General features: G+C 38.7%; 15 protein-coding genes and 1 pseudogene. 3 read left to right on the top strand and 13 right to left on the bottom strand.

What is annotated here, in order from left to right; translation table 11 throughout:
* Nucleotides 1-53: 53 nt before the first annotated feature.
* From ACTH6U_RS06590 to ACTH6U_RS06580, 3 genes and pseudogenes are all read left to right on the top strand, one after another.
* The gene (locus ACTH6U_RS06590) at nucleotides 54-1,277 is read left to right on the top strand and encodes an MFS transporter (RefSeq protein ID WP_441831852.1); all 1,224 of its coding nucleotides are present in this window, start codon (nucleotides 54-56) and stop codon (nucleotides 1,275-1,277) included.
* Nucleotides 1,255-1,734, top strand: a complete 480-nt coding sequence (locus ACTH6U_RS06585; RefSeq protein WP_441831851.1) for a cyclophilin-like fold protein — start codon at nucleotides 1,255-1,257, stop codon at nucleotides 1,732-1,734. Before ACTH6U_RS06590 ends, ACTH6U_RS06585 begins: the two co-directional genes overlap by 23 nt.
* 150 nt (nucleotides 1,735-1,884) lie before the next feature.
* A pseudogene (locus ACTH6U_RS06580) lies at nucleotides 1,885-2,892 on the top strand (alpha/beta hydrolase).
* A 147-nt stretch (nucleotides 2,893-3,039) separates the two neighbouring features.
* Here the strand turns inward: ACTH6U_RS06580 and fabG are convergent.
* The 13 genes from fabG to ACTH6U_RS06515 all read right to left on the bottom strand — a co-directional run bounded on the left by fabG (nucleotide 3,040) and on the right by ACTH6U_RS06515 (nucleotide 17,196).
* A complete protein-coding gene (fabG, locus tag ACTH6U_RS06575) occupies nucleotides 3,040-3,777 on the bottom strand; it encodes a 3-oxoacyl-ACP reductase FabG (protein WP_434720382.1) in 738 nt (245 codons plus the stop codon).
* Nucleotides 3,778-4,029, bottom strand: a complete 252-nt coding sequence (locus ACTH6U_RS06570; RefSeq protein ID WP_294107008.1) for an acyl carrier protein — start codon at nucleotides 4,027-4,029, stop codon at nucleotides 3,778-3,780. It lies immediately after the preceding gene.
* A 16-nt stretch (nucleotides 4,030-4,045) separates the two neighbouring features.
* The gene (locus ACTH6U_RS06565) at nucleotides 4,046-4,840 is read right to left on the bottom strand and encodes a protein dehydratase (RefSeq protein WP_441831850.1); all 795 of its coding nucleotides are present in this window, start codon (nucleotides 4,838-4,840) and stop codon (nucleotides 4,046-4,048) included.
* A complete protein-coding gene (locus tag ACTH6U_RS06560) occupies nucleotides 4,837-6,090 on the bottom strand; it encodes a beta-ketoacyl-[acyl-carrier-protein] synthase family protein (RefSeq protein WP_441831849.1) in 1,254 nt (417 codons plus the stop codon). The genes ACTH6U_RS06565 and ACTH6U_RS06560 overlap by 4 nt, the downstream gene beginning before the upstream one ends.
* Nucleotides 6,087-7,520 (bottom strand): TolC family protein, encoded by a 1,434-nt coding sequence (locus tag ACTH6U_RS06555; RefSeq protein ID WP_441831848.1) that lies wholly within the window; start codon nucleotides 7,518-7,520, stop codon nucleotides 6,087-6,089. The genes ACTH6U_RS06560 and ACTH6U_RS06555 overlap by 4 nt, the downstream gene beginning before the upstream one ends.
* Nucleotides 7,517-9,481, bottom strand: coding sequence for an ABC transporter permease (locus ACTH6U_RS06550; RefSeq protein WP_336430602.1), 1,965 nt, complete (start codon nucleotides 9,479-9,481; stop codon nucleotides 7,517-7,519). The genes ACTH6U_RS06555 and ACTH6U_RS06550 overlap by 4 nt, the downstream gene beginning before the upstream one ends.
* A 2-nt stretch (nucleotides 9,482-9,483) precedes the next feature.
* Entirely contained in the window at nucleotides 9,484-10,659 is a 1,176-nt protein-coding gene (locus ACTH6U_RS06545; RefSeq protein WP_441831847.1) for an efflux RND transporter periplasmic adaptor subunit, read from the bottom strand.
* Entirely contained in the window at nucleotides 10,656-12,869 is a 2,214-nt protein-coding gene (locus tag ACTH6U_RS06540) for a peptidase domain-containing ABC transporter (protein WP_441831846.1), read from the bottom strand. Before ACTH6U_RS06540 ends, ACTH6U_RS06545 begins: the two co-directional genes overlap by 4 nt.
* Before the next feature lie 5 nt (nucleotides 12,870-12,874).
* On the bottom strand, nucleotides 12,875-13,831 hold the full coding sequence (locus ACTH6U_RS06535; RefSeq protein ID WP_434720375.1) for an ABC transporter: 957 nt from the start codon (nucleotides 13,829-13,831) through the stop codon (nucleotides 12,875-12,877).
* The gene (locus ACTH6U_RS06530) at nucleotides 13,828-14,508 is read right to left on the bottom strand and encodes a DsbA family protein (RefSeq protein ID WP_336430774.1); all 681 of its coding nucleotides are present in this window, start codon (nucleotides 14,506-14,508) and stop codon (nucleotides 13,828-13,830) included. Before ACTH6U_RS06530 ends, ACTH6U_RS06535 begins: the two co-directional genes overlap by 4 nt.
* 87 nt (nucleotides 14,509-14,595) lie before the next feature.
* Nucleotides 14,596-14,796 (bottom strand): DUF4762 family protein, encoded by a 201-nt coding sequence (locus ACTH6U_RS06525; RefSeq protein ID WP_294107014.1) that lies wholly within the window; start codon nucleotides 14,794-14,796, stop codon nucleotides 14,596-14,598.
* 124 nt (nucleotides 14,797-14,920) lie between these two features.
* The gene (locus ACTH6U_RS06520) at nucleotides 14,921-16,615 is read right to left on the bottom strand and encodes an O-antigen ligase family protein (protein WP_441831845.1); all 1,695 of its coding nucleotides are present in this window, start codon (nucleotides 16,613-16,615) and stop codon (nucleotides 14,921-14,923) included.
* A 17-nt stretch (nucleotides 16,616-16,632) separates the two neighbouring features.
* On the bottom strand, nucleotides 16,633-17,196 hold the full coding sequence (locus tag ACTH6U_RS06515) for a fimbrial protein (RefSeq protein ID WP_294107016.1): 564 nt from the start codon (nucleotides 17,194-17,196) through the stop codon (nucleotides 16,633-16,635).
* Nucleotides 17,197-17,204: the final 8 nt, after the last annotated feature.

Here is a 17,204-nt window from a genome sequence, read left to right as displayed (position 1 = left end):
GCCATCATAGTGTCCATTAATTTGTGATTTATAAATAAGAGGGAATGAACGGGATGGATAACGCTATTTTACAAAAAGAACCGCAGCCCCAAAATGCAAATTGGAGTGCGGTTTTTGCTATGACCTTATGTGTCTTTGTGTTGATAGCATCAGAATTTATGCCTGTGAGTTTATTGACACCTCTTGCTCGTGATTTTCAAGTCACTGAAGGTATGGCTGGTCAAGGTATCACTATTTCAGGTTTTTTTGCGGTGATCACCAGTTTGTTTATTTCTGTATTAACGAAAGGAATAAATCGTAAAACCTTATTATTGGGATTAACGGCGATTATGGGACTCTCGGGTGCTCTGATTGCTTTAGCCTCAAATTATTATGTTTATATGGTAGGTCGGGCATTAATCGGTGTTGTTGTTGGCGGATTTTGGTCGATGTCTGCCGCTATAGCCATGCGTTTAGTACCGATAAATCAAGTACCTCGCGCTTTAGCCATTTTTAATAGTGGTAATGCACTAGCAATGGTAATTGCGGCGCCATTGGGGGCTTTTTTAGGTGCGGTTGTGGGATGGCGAGGCGCATTTTTTTGCCTAGTTCCTATTGCAGTACTTGCCATTATTTGGCTGTGGGTGAGTTTGCCTTCGATGCCACCTAATCTATTGTCTAACCGAAATAATCAGCATATTTTCACTATTTTTACGTTATTTAAGCGTCGTGTTATTGCCCTTGGCATGCTAGCTGTTGGATTTTTCTTCATGGGTCAATTCACGCTGTTTACCTATGTTCGTCCTTTCCTTGAAACCGTTACAAAAATTGATATTTCGATGGTGACGTTAATTTTATTAATTATGGGCATTGCAGGATTTATTGGGACGCTCTTAGTAGGGAACGTATTAAAACGTGGACTTTATCGAACATTAGCAGCGATACCATTATTAATGACCATAGCTGCTTTATCTCTTATTGCTTTTGGTCATTCGCTAGTTGCCGTCATGATTTTATTAGGAATTTGGGGATTGATATCAACAGCAGCACCTGTTGGCTGGTGGAGTTGGGTGCCGCGAATTTTTCCAAATAATGCAGAAGCGGGTGGTGGTTTAATGGTGGCTGTTATTCAACTTTCTATCGCGTTGGGTTCTACGGTTGGCGGTTTGCTTTTTGATATTAGTGGTTATCAAAGTGCTTTTGTTTTCAGTGCGCTATTTCTAGTGATTGCAGCCATATTGGTTAAGTTTACGGCTAAGACTGAAGGAGAGGTTCATGTCGAGAATATCACCGAATAAAATTACGATATCTTTATGCCTTTGCATGTTGATTTCGCTTTTTAACTCGATTCAATCCGTTTATGCCAGTGACACTTCTGTGGGTCAGAAGGTAAAAACACACCTTATACAAATACGTGTAGATAACCAAGTAGTTATAGGGAAATTGGATGATACCGAAACCGTACGTGATTTTATTGCCTTATTACCAATAACCGTTGAACTTGCTGATTATGCCGCTACGGAAAAAATCACTTATCTTCCACGCAAATTACTGACTCGAAATACCCCTGAAGGGATAGCACCAGAAATAGGTGACATTGCTTATTATGCACCTTGGGGAAATATCGCCATTTTTTATCAGAGATTTCATTATTCATCGGGCTTAATTCGATTGGGGAAAATTACTCAAGGTATTGAACATTTGAAATTTAAATCAGCGAAGCAAGTCACGATAGTGCTTTTCCAAGAAAACTAACAGAGGGTTAATTTTATGAATAGTTATCGACAAAAATCATCAAAATATCCGCTTAATAATGAACGTCGTCATTTACTGAAATTAACGGGAGCCAGTCTTGCCGTTGCCAGTATTGCATCGGTGATAGTAACTCCTGCCTCGGCTCAATCAATGCCATTACTGAATCAAAAGTGGGATAAAACTTTTGCAAAAAGTGAGAACGTTGAGCACCAAAAAGTAAGTTTTAAAAATAGATATGGCTTGGTATTAGTGGCTGATTTATATCAACCTAAAAATAGGCATGAAAAATTAGCAGCAATTGCGCTCAGTGGTCCTTTTGGTGCAGTAAAAGAGCAATCCTCTGGTTTATATGCGCAAACGTTAGCGGAGCGTGGTTTTATTACATTAGCATTTGACCCGTCGTTTACTGGGGAAAGTGGAGGTGAGCCACGCAATGTCGCTTCAGCGGATATCAACACTGAAGATTTTAGTGCTGCGATAGATTTTTTAGGAATGCAGCCAAATGTTGACCGAGATCGTATTGGTGTTTTAGCCATATGCGGTTTGAGTGGAATGGCATTGACTGCCGCTACCAGTGATTCACGAATCAAAGCAGTTGCAACGGCTTCAATGTACGATATGTCTCGCAGTATTAGCCGTGGATATCAAGATAGTTATACCGTTGAGCAACGCCAAAAAGTGATTGATTACCTTAGTCAACAGCGTTGGGAAGATGCTGAGAAGGGTGACTATGCGCTTGGTTATCACGAAGTTCCTTTTGATGAAAATGGCAATATTATCAAAGGACAACGAGTTTTACCGGAAACCTAACCTGAGAACGCACCTACCGTATTAGCGGCATTTTACGATTATTACCGCACGCCTAGAGGCTTCCACCCTAGATCAATTAATTCATCGACTGCATGGACGGCAACAACGCCGATATCGTTTTTTAATTTTCCGATGCACGCCAATATTGACATGATCTCACCAAGGCCTATTTTATTAATCGCTGGGGAGAATGCACACTCTCGATATTATTCTGAAGATGTTTATAAACAGGCCTCTGAACCAAAAGAGTTATTGATTATTCCAAAGGCAGATCATGTTGATTTATATGACAATATAAATAAAATTCCTTTTGATAAATTAACTGAATTTTTTCAACAAAATCTATGAGTTAGGATATGATTGTTTTTATAAATAAAACTCATTAATTTACTTTGATATATGAGCTTAGTAAGCATACGTTTTAAAATAGAAAAATATCCGGAAAGTTAAAAACTCTCCGGATTTAAAAATAAGTTTAATTTTATTAAATAATAACTAAGCCGTTAAACCACCATCTAAGACAATAGTTTGTCCTGTTAGATATTGGCTATCTTCTCCGATGAGAAACTTAACCGTTTTAGCGACTTCTTGGGGTTGTCCTAATCGGCGCAATGGAATATTTTTGCACATTGCTTTTAGCTTAGCTTCCGGCATTGCGTTGGTCATATCACTGTCAATAAGCCCTGGCGCAACACAATTAACACGTAAACCAAAACGTCCTATTTCATGGGCTAATGAACGCGTTATGCCTATCATTGCTGATTTACTTGCTGCGTATGCTGTTTGGCCAATGTTGCCTTTTAATCCGGTGACGGATGACATTAAAACAATCGAACCATTACGCGCCATTAGCATTGATGGCAGTAACTCACGGTTCCAATTAATAATAGAAATGATATTGTTATCCATAACATCTCGCCAAACCTCAGCATCTTGATGAATATGTAACGCATCCCTCGTAATACCAGCATTATGAATAATCGCAGCAGGTTCACCGAATGTTTCTAATAAAGATTGAGTGAGTGCTTTGACTTGTTTTTCATCTTTACCATCACATTGGTATCCTTTTACCCACGTATCAGAATGTGTATTTTTAAAGGACGCTAATGCATTTGAAATACCCTCAGTACTACGCCCAGTAAAAACCACATTCCAATGGGATAATAATTCAGTCACGAGTGCTTGCCCAATACCTCGGCTTCCACCTGTAATGAGTACCCATTTATCTGCCATTTAAGATTCAGACTCCTTGTCGATATGTTCACATAATATTTTCACTGAAATATTAGGGTGTTGAATGAAAAAATCAGCGTCTAATGAGAGGTTAAACTCACGTTTTACAAGTACCATTAATTCAACATAATCTAAGCTATCAAACTCTAGTTGGATTAATGTTAGGTTTTCATTCATATCCTCTGTTTCTAAATCTTTAGCATCACAGATCATTTCACTAATTTTGATATAAATATTTTGATATTGACTCATCGTATTGTCCTTTGTTCTATTTGCTTTTAGAGTTAACTTTTAATGTTATGGAATTACTCACTAATTTATTTTTATAACGAGCAATTGTTTTAATACAAATTAGTAATCCAGTTTCTATGTCACCGATAACTAATGAAGGTTGAATACTGATATGAATAGGTTCAGGGGTAACGGCGGGTACCCATTTTTGAAGTAGGCTGCTTTCAAAGATGATTTCTTGATGTGTTTGAACGATTGGATAATCTGAAAAAATATCTTTTAAGGTTGTACCTTCCGGTAGCCAAGTTGCAATATTTTCTTGGCGTAGTAGGGCATCATCATGTATCAAATATTGAAACATAACGGCATCAATAAATTGCCAGTCATATAGTTCTTTTGAAAAAACAGCGAATGATGATTGTAATATTGCCACCTCATCTGAAGATAGGCAGTTCATTGTTTCTGAATCATTCAAATCAAAAGTATTTAGCGAAGATAGCTGACACGTTAAGCTATTTTTTTGATCCTCAGCAGATAAGACGGCGACGGAACCCGCTTTGTTTCGAGTTACTAAATGATAGGTTTTATCGTTCCATAATGGATTGCGTAGTCGTACAACACATTTTATATAAGCGTTATTTGGCGCTACGTCATGACAAATTTGCTTACTGGCAAATTGTTTCGCGTCTAATAATACGCGCATACCATGAACACTGAGCTGATCAAGGCCCTGTGCTTGTACCCAATTAAGGTCAAAATGGATTGGGTTATAGTCACCTGAAAACGCCGCCCAGTGGTGAGCATCCTTTAGGGTGTAATGTAAGGGCTTCATTTTGATTTTTCCAAAATTAGCGCGGCGTTAGCACCACCAAAGCCGAAGCTAAGGTTCAGTGTTCGTTCAATATTGCCTGTACGATGCTCATTTGGAATATAATCAAGGTCACATTCAGGATCTGGGTTTGATAGATTAGCGGTTGCTGGCATAACGCCATTTTGAATAGCTTGTAAGCAAATAATCGACTCAAAGCTACCTGCGGCGGCAATTAAATGCCCTGAATATGATTTAGTACTAGAAATGGGGATCTTATAAGCGGCGGAACCTAAGGCCTTTTTAAGTGATTCAGTTTCATTGAGATCGTTCAAGGCTGTCGAGGTGCCATGGGCGTTGATGTAATCTAATGCTTCAGGCTCAATATCGGCTTGCTGTAATGCCATTTGAATTGTTTTAACCCGCGCCAAACAGTCTTCCGCTGGTGAAGTAAAATCAAAAGCATCTGAAAAATTAGCATAGCCTGTGATTTCACCTAAAATAGTTGCGCCACGTGCAATTGCACTTTCACGCTCTTCTAAACACAGGACTGCCGCGCCTTCAGAAAGGACAAAACCACTTCTGTCTGCACTGAATGGGCAGCTCGCTCGTGTGGGATCGGCGGCTTCATGGGTTAACGCACCGAGTATATCGATATTCCATACAGCGCAATCTGTTCGTAATGATTCCCCTGCACCTGCTAACATCATTGCGGCACGGCCGCTTCGAATGACTTCAAATGCATCGCCAATCGCGATAGTTCCGGTGGCGCAGGCCGCTATCGTAGTATTTTGGTATCCGCGTAAGTTCCAAAATTGACTACAGGCTGCGGTAGTCGCATTGGGCATGGCATAAAAACAGTTGAATGGCGATGTCACACCCGTTTTTTCGAACTCACTCACTGACATATAGCTTTCATCGAGTCCCGCCCATCCTGTTCCCATAATCACACCACACATCAGGGGGTCATAATATTCAGTGGGGGAACTGCCAGAAAAAGCCATCTCCATTGCTTCACGAGCAGCGCCTAACGCTAATCGTGAGTGGCGTGGTAAGCGACGGCGGATAGCCGCAGGTACGCCTTTTAAACTCGGTTCGTTATCAATTAGTCCTAAAAAATGGCACTGGATATTTTTTTCTGTTTTATCGACGAGCCGGTAGCCGAGTTGTTTATCCATAATGGCTTGCCAGCAGGCTTGTGCAGTATCACCAAGGGGAGTGACAGCACCATACCCCGTTACAACAACGCGATTAAAGTGAGTTTTTTGATTCATGATTGGTTGTCCTCTGGTTGAGTGCTACCGCCACCTTGTGCTAACCAAAGTTGTAGCGTTGCATAAAGATAGTCGTATTGATTTTGTGCTAATGAATTTTCTAGAGATAAAAGGTCATCTTCAGCATTCAGCAATGTTTGATAATCCAGAACACCAGCGCGATAACGGCTTTCTGTTAGTTTTAATCGTTGTCGACTGAGTGCTAATGAGTCTTGTAGGCGACTTTTTAGTTCTTCTGCGGTGAAGCGTGCTTCCATCGCATTATCAACCTCTGCCAGTGCACTATATGCAGTACTTCGAAATGACACCGCTGCTTGTTGCACCTGTAAATCGGATTGCTCGATGGTGAGCTGCACGGTATTCCATTGAATAAAGGGTAATGAAACCGCGCCTCCTACCACTCGCGTCGGGTCACTAAACCACTGAGTGAAGAGTTGGCTACCTGCATTTAAGGCACCTTGAAGGGATAATGTGGGATAGAAACTCAGTCTGGCTGCATCCGAGTCGGCTAATGCTGAACGTAAACGCGATTCGGCAGCCTGAATATCCGGGCGTTGTGCTAACACGGCCAAAGGGGTTGAGTGCTGGATTTCAATTCGTTGATTACTATCAATAAAGGCTAATTCACTGACATGTTTCTCTGCTGGTCGATTTAACAACAAGGCTAACGCATTGCGTAAACTGTCGCGCTCTTTCATTAGCTTGCGTAATTCATTTTTGCGGCTGATTACTGTTTGTTTTGATTGTAATAAATCGAGTTTCCCAACTTTACCAGCCAAATACCATGATTGAGCCTGTTGCAGGCTTTTTTCTGCAATTTTTTGGCTAGCCGTAAAATTATTAATTTGTTGATTTAACAACGCAATATTCCAATATAATTGTGTTGTAGTATTGATTACGGTTAATGTTGTTGCGTGATAATCCTGTTCTGTTGCGATAGCTTCCCACTCATTTTTCTCACGAATTCTTGCTAACTTCCCCCATAAATCGACCTCGTAATTTAACGATAAACCCGAGCTATAACTTTCTTGGGAAGGGGAGCCATGACGGATTGATTTTGTGTTACTCACCGAACCATCCAAGGTAAAACTCGGCGTGATATTGGTATTGGTCAATCCTGCCATGTTCCGTGCTAATTTTAATTTGATCGCAGCGGCAGCCAAGTCATTGTTGTTTTCTAAAACTTGGGCGATCAGTTGGGATAACTTAGGGTCGTTAAATTTTTTCCACCACTCTGCGGATAAATTCTGGTGCTGTGGTGAATTGATGACGTCATTCCTATTTGAAGAGTGCTTGATTTTTTCATCCCACGACAGGGGTAACTCAAGCGGTGGGCGCTGATATTCTGTTCGTGTAAAGCTCCCGCAAGCACTGAGTAATAGCAGTATTGAAAGTAAAATAGTGTGTAAAGAGAGCTGCTTGATATTCATTCGCGAGCCAATGCCTCTGTCGGATTAAGTTTGGCTGCTCTACGTGCAGGAAAATAACCGAAAATAAGTCCAATTAGCGCAGAGAAGCCACAAGCGAGTAAAACCGGTAATAAGGTAAAAACCATCGTAAATTGAGTGGTGACTTGAGCAAAAATAGTCCCCGCAACCCAGGAACCTGCGATGCCGATTAGTCCGCCAAGGGAACAAATTAGGATGGCCTCAATTAAAAATTGATTCATGATATCGGCAGGGCGAGCGCCGACCGATAGGCGAATACCAATCTCGTGCGTACGTTCAGTGACGGATACCAACATAATATTCATCACCCCAACGCCACCGACTAATAAAGAGATAGCAGCGATAGATGTAATGAGTAATGACATTGAATCAGACGTTTTTTGTAACGCATTTGCCAACTGGTCATCAGATTGAATAAAAAAGTCTTTTTTGCCATGTTCACGTAATAAAAGCTGCTCAACTTGTATTTCAGCTTGTTTAGGTGTCAAGGTTTCAGGAAAACGTAACGAAATATACTCTATTGGTTTGTCACCTAAAACGCGTTGTTGTAATGCGGTGTGGGGGGTCCAACCCATAATAAATCCACTCGACATTTTTGGCCCAGATTTGCGAGCGATACCGATAATTCGCCATGGCGAGCCTTCTATTTGCACTATTTGGTCTAAAGGATCTTCCTCTGGCGTAAATAACACTTCTCGGCTGGTTTCATCCAAAACAATAACGGGTGCATTATCTGCTACGTCTAATGGGCTAAAATTACTGCCTTGTAAAATCTGAAACCCTTGCGCCGCAAAATACTCATCAGAAACACCATTGAGCAGAATTGAAAAGTCGAGTCCTTTATTAACAACAATCGTCATACTGCTGGTAACAGGGGAAATTTGCTCAATCCATGAAAATTTTTTCAGGCTTTTGATATCGTTAAGTGATAACGCACGCTCCATATCTGGGCGTTTCGACCCCCATCCTGTTCCGGGGCGAATTTCAAGGGTTGTACTGCCGAGTTTTCCGATTTCATCCATGATGGTACGTCTTGCCCCTTCACCCACGGCCATTGATGATACGACGGAGGAAATGCCAATAATAATGCCAAGCATTGATAAGAATGCTCGCATACGATGTCCGATTAATGAGCGCCAAGCCATGCGGATTGATTCATGAATACTTCTCCCAAGAGAGGCTCGCCCGTTATCTTTGACTGGCGGGAAATTATGTGGAATTCCTGTTTTTTGTAATGCATCATTTTGATTATCAGCCACAATCTTGCCATCACTGATTTCAATAATTCGCTGAGTTTGCTCAGCAATATTTCTATCGTGCGTGACAATAATGATTGTGTGCCCATCAAGATGTAATTGGTGCAAGACATCCATCAATGCTTTACCACTAACGCTATCTAATGCCCCCGTGGGTTCATCAGCTAAAATCACACGAGCACCATTGATTAATGCGCGACAAATACTGACTCGCTGTTGTTGACCGCCCGATAATTGATACGGTTTATGGTTTAAACGTTCGCGTAAACCTAATTTTTCAGCTAAGAACTTAGTTCGAGTGATGCGTTCAGCTTCTGGCATTGCCGTATATAAAGCGGGAATGGCAATATTTTCTTCAGCCGTAAGGTACGGCATTAAATGATAGCGTTGAAAAATAAAACCGAGATATTGACTGCGTAATTCCGCGAGTTGTTCGTTATCTACCTCATGAACTGCAATACCATTGATAAAAATTTCACCTTGAGATGGCTTATCTAAACAGCCAATAATATTCATCAAGGTTGATTTTCCTGAGCCAGATGCACCAATGATGGCGACCATTTCTCCTTGGTTTATTGATAGTGAAATATCATTCAGCACAGGAATTGTTTGTGTTCCCGCAGAGAATTCACGGAAAACATGATTGAGTTTAATTATTGGCTCGGATGATGACTGATAGTGTTTCATCGTTAACTCACAACACTATCTGGCTGAATGACAACGCGTTCGCCTTCTTCTATCCCATCAATGACCTCGACAAAATGGCGATCATTGAGACCAATTTTTACAGTACGAACTTCCGATTTTCCATTATCAATGACGATGACTTCATATTGATTGATACCGACAGAGCGCCCTAGTGCACTAACCGGTAAACGTAAGGCATTTTTGACTTCAGCAACACGAATGAAAACCTGAGCGGTCATCGAGGTTTTTAATTCACGATTGGCATTATCAACTTCAAATGTGCCATTGTAGTAAACTGCCCCACTTTGCTGTCCACCTGAGTTGTTTTTTTCTTCAAGGGCTTCGGAGGGTATGGGTTGTACATAGCCCATTGTACTTTCATACTGTTTTTCGGGATTAGCGATAACATGAAATGTTAAAGATTGTCCCGAATGAATTTTCTGAATATCAGCTTCAGAAATGCGTGTTTGAATCTGCATTTTATCGAGATTAGCCAGCACTAAGATAGTCGGAGCTGTTTGTGACGAAACGATGGTTTGCCCCTCATTGGCGACAATTCCCAGAACTTCACCACTAATTGGCGCGACAATACGTGTAAAGTTCAAATTAGCTTGTGCCGTTTGTACTGCCATTTCAGACTGAATGATCATCGCATCATTGACATTGACTTGTTGTAACTGGGCTTCATATTGCGCTTGTGCTTGCTCATATTCACTTCGAATACCAGAACCATCACGTTGCATCATGACTTGGCGTTTGTAAGCTTTGATATACTGCATCAAGGTTGCTTCTGCTGCTCGTTTTTGCGCTTGTGTGCTCAAGAGTTGTGCGGTTGCATTTTTTAATTCAGATTGCTGAATGGTCGGGTCAATTTCAGCAAGTAGTTGGCCTTTAACAATTTTATCGCCCTGTTGAACAAATAATTTTTTAATCTGTCCATTAACCTGAGCACCGACGTTAACTTGTACCGAAGGTTTCAAAATACCCGTCACCATGACAATTTTTTCGATATCGCCACGCTCAACGGATAGAATTATTGTTTCGTGTTGCGCTGATGTTGGTGCCTGCCAAAATAGGTTTCCAACGACAATCATGAATAGCAATACAGCAATACCAAGCACTTTGGGCGAGCGAAGTATTTTTATTAATGATTTCAGTTTGACGTGGCGAGTCATCATTGTGTTAATTCCTCTGTTGTGGTTAGCAAAGAGGATGCAGGCTTAGCAGTATCGGTTGTTTTAAACTCATTTTTATTTGATGGATATTGTTGCTTGAGATTGCCATCAATGAGTCGATAAATATGATTAAAACGAACCGTGATTTTATCGCTGTGTGTCACAACGATGAGCGTTTTCCCTGCCTTACGACAATGAGACTGGATAGTTTCCATCACGGTTTTTGCGGTTTCTTCATCTAAATTAGCCGTGGGTTCATCGAGTAGAAGAATAGGGCGAGCGCTATATAGTGAACGAGCCAATAAGAGGCGTTGACGCTGCCCAAGTGAAAGCGCGGAATGACTTTCTCTTATCAGTGCGTTTAAACCACCCGGTAAGCTATTGATGACTGTTCCCAATGCGAGATTTTCGAGCAATTGCTCAATAATTTTGCGATCTTTTTCGCGGAAGTTGGGGTCAAATAATGTAATGTTTTCCAACACTGTCGCATTGAATAAAATATCTTCTTGGCTTTGTAAGCAAACCAGTTGCGTTAATTGCTGGGTACTGACAAGGTCACCATTCGAATGACATTCGCCTTGTTGTGCGGCGAATAATCCAGCTATCACTCTTAATAATGTACTTTTACCTGCTCCGGACTCCCCGACGATGGCTATCTGTGTACCCGAAGGTAAATCTAAAGAAATATCATTTAAAATGGGTTTGATTGGATCATAGTTAAAGTGAATATGCTCAAAGGCGAGATGGGGCGCTTTACCTGTAGGGTGCTTTTCTTTAAATGGCGTAATATTTTCTTCATTCTTTTTAGGAAACAAAGAATGAACTCGGGTATCAATAATATGTAGTTGTGATTTATGAATAATGGCATAGAAGATACGCGTGATATATGAGGTGAAAATCTGACGTAAGAAACTATAAGCAAAAAAATCACCTAGCGAAATTAAGTCGTTAGCAACCATTGGTAAAATCACTAACATAAAAATGACCATTTCTAAGCTACCCGTTAATTGATAGATGCCATCTTTAATTTGTTGGTAAACATTCCTTCGTTGCATGCACGTAAATAATTCACGGCTTAACCATGCAAATTGCGCTTTACGTTGATTCTCTAACCCTGCTGTTTTAATGGTGAGGATGCCTTGCAGCGTTTCCATGAAGAAATCATTGAGTTCGGCGGCCTTGAGCTGTAGTTGCTGCGTATACCAACGGTCACGAATGATTGCCCAAACGCTGATAAGCCCCATGATGGTGACACCGGCCGCTGAAATCGCCGCTAAAACCGGCGCTATCCAAAACATGACACCGAGAGCGATGGCACAGATTATCCAATCTGTACGTAATCCATTATCAAGTTCAACTTTTGCAGTTAACGCGCCTTGCCACGCCACAAAGCGGCTAAAAATATCGCCAGGGGCACGTTTTTCGAAGAAGCGTAATGGATTGCTGAGTAAACGTGAGAATCCCACACCGCTATTGATTAAGACAAAATGTTTTACAAATCGCTCACTTACCATTCGTACGGCAAGGGCAAGCAATGTTGCACCAACAAAGGCGAGGATAAACCAACCATAGGGAAAAATCGCATTTTTTGCATCAGAGAAGGCTTGGTTTATTGCATTGCTCACCATAGCCGGCATTAAAAAAAGTGTTAGTGAAACTAAGAAAGTGAATGTCATTAACCAATAAATATTTCGAACAACCGCAGTTTCTTTGAGGCTCATCGCATGAGGAACCTTCCGACTATTCGATGTATTTTTTGTTGTTGATTCTGCTGCTGCGGCTGCTGTGAGGGATTCAATTTTATTTAGTGCAGTTTCAGGCTCTAAAATGAGTGCATACCCACTAATTTCAGCCTTTAAGGCAGCAAAAGGCAGCCATTGTTGTCCAATGGCGGGATTCATTACACAGACATTTTGCCCTTTACGATATGCAAGTACGACAAAGTGATTTGCGCCGTAATGTAAAATAGCAGGGAGTGGTAGGCTATTTAACTCATTGTGCTCAAAAAGTACCGGTGTTGTCGCAATGCCGTAATTGGTTAAGATAGTTGAAAGGTCGATCAAAGAAGTCCCGTGATCGGAAGCAGGATAAACTTCACGTAAGGTATCGAGAGAAATAGATAACCCTTGAGTTTGTGCCAGCATTGCAATACAAGCTAGCCCACACTCATTAGTTTCTTCCTGATAGATAAGACTTGGAATAATGTTTTTCATTATTATTAATGATTAATAAAATAAAGTGAATGGCTATGCCATAGAAGCCAGTCATGGGGATAATCGCGAATTGCATTTTCGATAATCACTGGCATTTGAGCTGCGACATCTTTAGCCGCAACAGGAGAATATATTTTGATTTGTAGCCCATTTTGATAATACAAATGGTAGAAAATAACCTGCGCTGAAATCGCGTTAGATAATCGTATGACTCCATTGTGGAGTTTGGCTGGGCGATTAAATAATTGGCATGATAATTTACTCGACATCCCTTCTTCGGTTTGAATTGTGTAATCAGGGGTTATATCAGGAAAAACAATCATGTTTTTCTGACCTGTCGCCGTTTCTGTCATTAACGTCATTAGGCTGCTGGCCAAAGATTTATTATCTTGATGAATTGAACAGTAAGATAAATTGACAGCACCTAGTTCCCGAGCAGACATATTATATTTTTGTTGTTCAGCACTAGAGGAAACAACAACGGTGGCACTACCTGGTGTAACACCCGCGCCGACCATAGTGGCAAGAACATCTGAAACCATATGTAGGGGGGCAAGAACAATGGGCTTTTTTTGCTGATGAAGGGGTTCGACAACGTTATTGAGAGCGAGCGTACAAGCTTGAACTTGAGCAATAATATGGCGATTTTGTCCCCAAGTTGCTGCTTCTTCTAAAATAAAGCGACGAACTGCAATCCAGCTTGCATCAATATAGCCGTTAGTTTTCATTAAACTGCGGAAATTCTCGGTGGCAACTTTATTATGATTCTGATATTTCCGTCCCAAGATCCCCATGCGAGCAAGACCTCGAGATATAACGAATATTGATGCGATATTGCCGTGATGCAGTAAAAAGCGTAAAGAGCTCAACGCACTATGGCTGAGCTTTTCATATCCTTTTTTAAACGGCATCAAGCAATTTTTCGCGCTGAAAACCGTCCAAACAATTAAAAACTGAATCACTGTGACTCCTTTTTACTTTTATCTAGTAATTCAATCATGTAATCAGCAAACTCAGGAAAATCGCGATCTTGATAAACCACATAACGTTTATTAATAATAAAAGCGGGGGTGCCAGTAATTTGATAATATTTAGTGATATCAGCCATATATTTGAGTCGTTCTTGGACTGCCTGACTTTGACTGACTTTTAGATATTCAGTGACATTAATATCATTTTGCTTTAGCCAATTTTCGAGTATGTCTTTTTTAGCTAATTCAATTTTTTTATTAATTACAGAATCATATAGACTTGAACGTAATTTAAACTCTATACCCATTTCTTCTAATGTTGCAAAAATAGGCGCATAAGCGGCTAGCCCTTCACCGTTAGTGATTGTCAAATGGATGACTTTAAATGTGGCATTTTCAGGTAGTGTCTTTACAAATTTACTAATGTTTTCATCATTAATTGCACAGTAATGACAACCATAGGATAAAACTTCGATAATACTGTTATCTTCTTTTATTGGGCTTAATAAAACTTGTTCAGTACTAAATTCAAAAAAAGAAGAATTTTGATTGTCATCATTTGAAAATGTTTTGAAGACAAAAATATGATAGAACAAAACCGTTATGAGGGAAGACGCAATAATAACAAATAGTGTATAAAGAGTAAGGGTTTTTGGTTTGAAATGCATATTCATAACAGTTAATTCCATTCTTTTATGAAAATACATGGAGATAAATCCCCATGTATATATTAATTAAATAAAACTAATTAAATCTTATGGTGCGATTGGGCCTGCACATTTAGCATCATCAGCAGTTTGAGCTTGGTAAGTTTTATTACCATGCTTGTCAGTACATGTTGTAATTAGCTTACAAGATGAAACACCACCAACAATGATTTTTTCATAAGAGTCTGAACATACTTTACTTGTTCCACCAACGATATTTGCAGCTTCAGTAGCATTTAACTTTTTCATTTTGTTTCCTTTTTAAATGTATATTAATTAAATAAAACAACACTCTATTGATAAACGATTTACCAATAAATTCTTACAATTCTATTTCTGATATGAAGGTTTCTATAAAAACAATCAATTCTGTCTAATTAATTAAATTAATTTGTTCAATTCGTTCATCTTTAATAAATAGCCATTTTGCTTTTTTATAAATTTTTTTAGCTTTTTCTTTTTGATCTAACTCATTTAAAACAAGTATCCATGAATAATAAACATTAGCATCAGGGTATTTAAGAGAGTAATCCTCTGCCCAAATGTCAAATAGTTTTAAATATTTATTATCATGTGTTTCATTATAACGTAACAGATATCCCATATTTAAATCATAACAATATCGATCAGCTATTAATAAATAGCTCCATTTGTTGTTAGCAGGATTTGACGTTGACAATATTGATTGACTTCCTGTTTTTTCAATATAAGTTAAATATTGTTGTGCCTGCAACGTTAAATATAATAATGTTATTGAAAATACGCCACCTAATGCCAATATACTCCTTGAAAAAATAGCAATTGGTTTATAAATTATTTGTTTTTTTAATGAAACATCGGTGCACCGTAATAATAATATCAAAACTATTCCATGTGGCGTTGATAGCCATAATGGAAACTCGGTCATAATATGAATAAAAATAGGTAAAGCTATTACTAGATAAATATAATTTTGGCTTCGTAATGAAGATCGTAATAAATAAAAAACACCTAAAGTTATGAGGCATATACCGAGAAGCCCAATTAATCCACCTTCAACCATCCAACGCAATATTTCATTATGGGGGTGAGACATTGTGCTTTGACTAGTACTAATTAAATTACCACCAAATCTCTCTAAGAAAACTGATTCAAAACTACCAACTCCAGTTCCCCATAAGAAATTTTCACTAAATAGAGATAAACTATGTTGCCATAAAACCCAACGAATATGTGATGTATGTAACTTCATTTCAGAAACATCAGAAACGTTAAGCCCAATTTTAATTATATATCCTAAAATAAGTCCAATAATAATTGAAAATAAAGCGAGTAATATTTTTTTACGATAATACCGTGCAAAAATAAAAAAAACAATTAAAACTAAAAATAAACTTAAATAACCTGTTAATGATTGTGACAAAGGTAATACTGAACTCATTAAAATGAGACTTATCATAATAATGCTAAGAGAATACCAAGTATTTTTTTTAATTTTAATTATTAAACCAACTGCACTTGCTATTCCAACACAAATAAAACTAGAGAAAACATTTACTTGTTGAAATATACCATATGGGCGTTCACCCGATAATGGCGGGTAAGAAAGTCCAGCTATAGGTAATAGATTAAAAGTCTGAACTATGGCTAGTGTACTTTCGATAACGCTAGCTAGTAATATTCCCCATAATATAATTTCGGAGTCAACTTCTGAGAAATTGATTTGCATTAATAATTGATAGAAAACCAATATCCCTAATATCCAGTATGCTGTTAAATAGGCACTTTGTCGATAAGCATCTGGTGAAAAAAAACAAATAAAAATAAAAATAATTAGGCCGATAGAAATTAAATTGCTAGCTGTTGAGTAAAATAGGGTAGTTCTTTTTAGTTGGATGATACTAACTAAAAAAATAAATAAAGCAATACTAAAGTTACTAATTATATTTAATGGCAATGATAAACCTGAACCACCTAAATTAGGTAGATATATATGTAATATCACACCAAAAAAAATAAGCGTGAGAAAGAGTGTCACCCAAGGGTAACCTAGTCTTTTATTATTAAAATTTGTTTCTATTAAATTCATATTATTATTTTTAATTATTATTGATAATTTAAGGTGTAATATGCCGTGCTATAGAAATGTCCATAGGTAATTGTTTCATTTGCTAACGCTTCTGGTTCAGCTTGAATATAAGCCTTAAATTTAATTTCAGTATTATTGTCTGTAAGATTTTGTGCTAATGAAGGTGCATTCAATTTAATTGATGTATCATTTTGATTTAGCAAACCAATACCAATCCCACTTGCTGTGCTTTTATTATTAATGGCTAAATGGTCAGGAAGATCTTGATTTTCTATTCCATTAAATGTCACTGTGACTGCTTTAAATACAGAAGTATTACAACTTATTAAGTGTATAGAAAAAGGCAATGGTTTTGATTTGCCATTTAAATAAAGCTCCTTGACAGATACTTGCTCAAAATCAACAGGTATTTCTTCACTTCCTGGTGCTATTTGACAGGGTGTGACAACAACTGTTCCTGAAAAAGAGTAATTACCTGTATTAATATGTGAAGTACTTGCAATGGCATGGCCAGAGCCTAATATAAAGCCGCAAATTGCGCCAAAATATTTTGCACGAATTATTTGTTTATAATTTAACATGCTATTAG

Origin of the sequence: Providencia sp. (genome assembly GCF_052096715.1) — a bacterium.
Taxonomy (GTDB): domain Bacteria; phylum Pseudomonadota; class Gammaproteobacteria; order Enterobacterales; family Enterobacteriaceae; genus Providencia.
This window is presented reverse-complemented; position numbering and strand designations above follow the sequence as displayed.

Bases quoted from the DNA above. Each gene is read 5' to 3' on its own strand.
- ACTH6U_RS06540 (WP_441831846.1), bottom strand. From the start codon at position 12,869: ATGAAAAACATTATTCCAAGTCTTATCTATCAGGAAGAAACTAATGAG.
- ACTH6U_RS06520 (WP_441831845.1), bottom strand. From the start codon at position 16,615: ATGAATTTAATAGAAACAAATTTTAATAATAAAAGACTAGGTTACCCT.
- ACTH6U_RS06555 (WP_441831848.1), bottom strand. From the start codon at position 7,520: ATGAATATCAAGCAGCTCTCTTTACACACTATTTTACTTTCAATACTG.
- ACTH6U_RS06530 (WP_336430774.1), bottom strand. From the start codon at position 14,508: ATGCATTTCAAACCAAAAACCCTTACTCTTTATACACTATTTGTTATT.
- ACTH6U_RS06560 (WP_441831849.1), bottom strand. From the start codon at position 6,090: ATGAATCAAAAAACTCACTTTAATCGCGTTGTTGTAACGGGGTATGGT.
- fabG (WP_434720382.1), bottom strand. From the start codon at position 3,777: ATGGCAGATAAATGGGTACTCATTACAGGTGGAAGCCGAGGTATTGGG.
- ACTH6U_RS06545 (WP_441831847.1), bottom strand. From the start codon at position 10,659: ATGATGACTCGCCACGTCAAACTGAAATCATTAATAAAAATACTTCGC.
- ACTH6U_RS06550 (WP_336430602.1), bottom strand. From the start codon at position 9,481: ATGAAACACTATCAGTCATCATCCGAGCCAATAATTAAACTCAATCAT.
- ACTH6U_RS06590 (WP_441831852.1), top strand. From the start codon at position 54: ATGGATAACGCTATTTTACAAAAAGAACCGCAGCCCCAAAATGCAAAT.
- ACTH6U_RS06525 (WP_294107014.1), bottom strand. From the start codon at position 14,796: ATGAAAAAGTTAAATGCTACTGAAGCTGCAAATATCGTTGGTGGAACA.
- ACTH6U_RS06565 (WP_441831850.1), bottom strand. From the start codon at position 4,840: ATGAAGCCCTTACATTACACCCTAAAGGATGCTCACCACTGGGCGGCG.
- ACTH6U_RS06585 (WP_441831851.1), top strand. From the start codon at position 1,255: ATGTCGAGAATATCACCGAATAAAATTACGATATCTTTATGCCTTTGC.
- ACTH6U_RS06515 (WP_294107016.1), bottom strand. From the start codon at position 17,196: ATGTTAAATTATAAACAAATAATTCGTGCAAAATATTTTGGCGCAATT.
- ACTH6U_RS06570 (WP_294107008.1), bottom strand. From the start codon at position 4,029: ATGAGTCAATATCAAAATATTTATATCAAAATTAGTGAAATGATCTGT.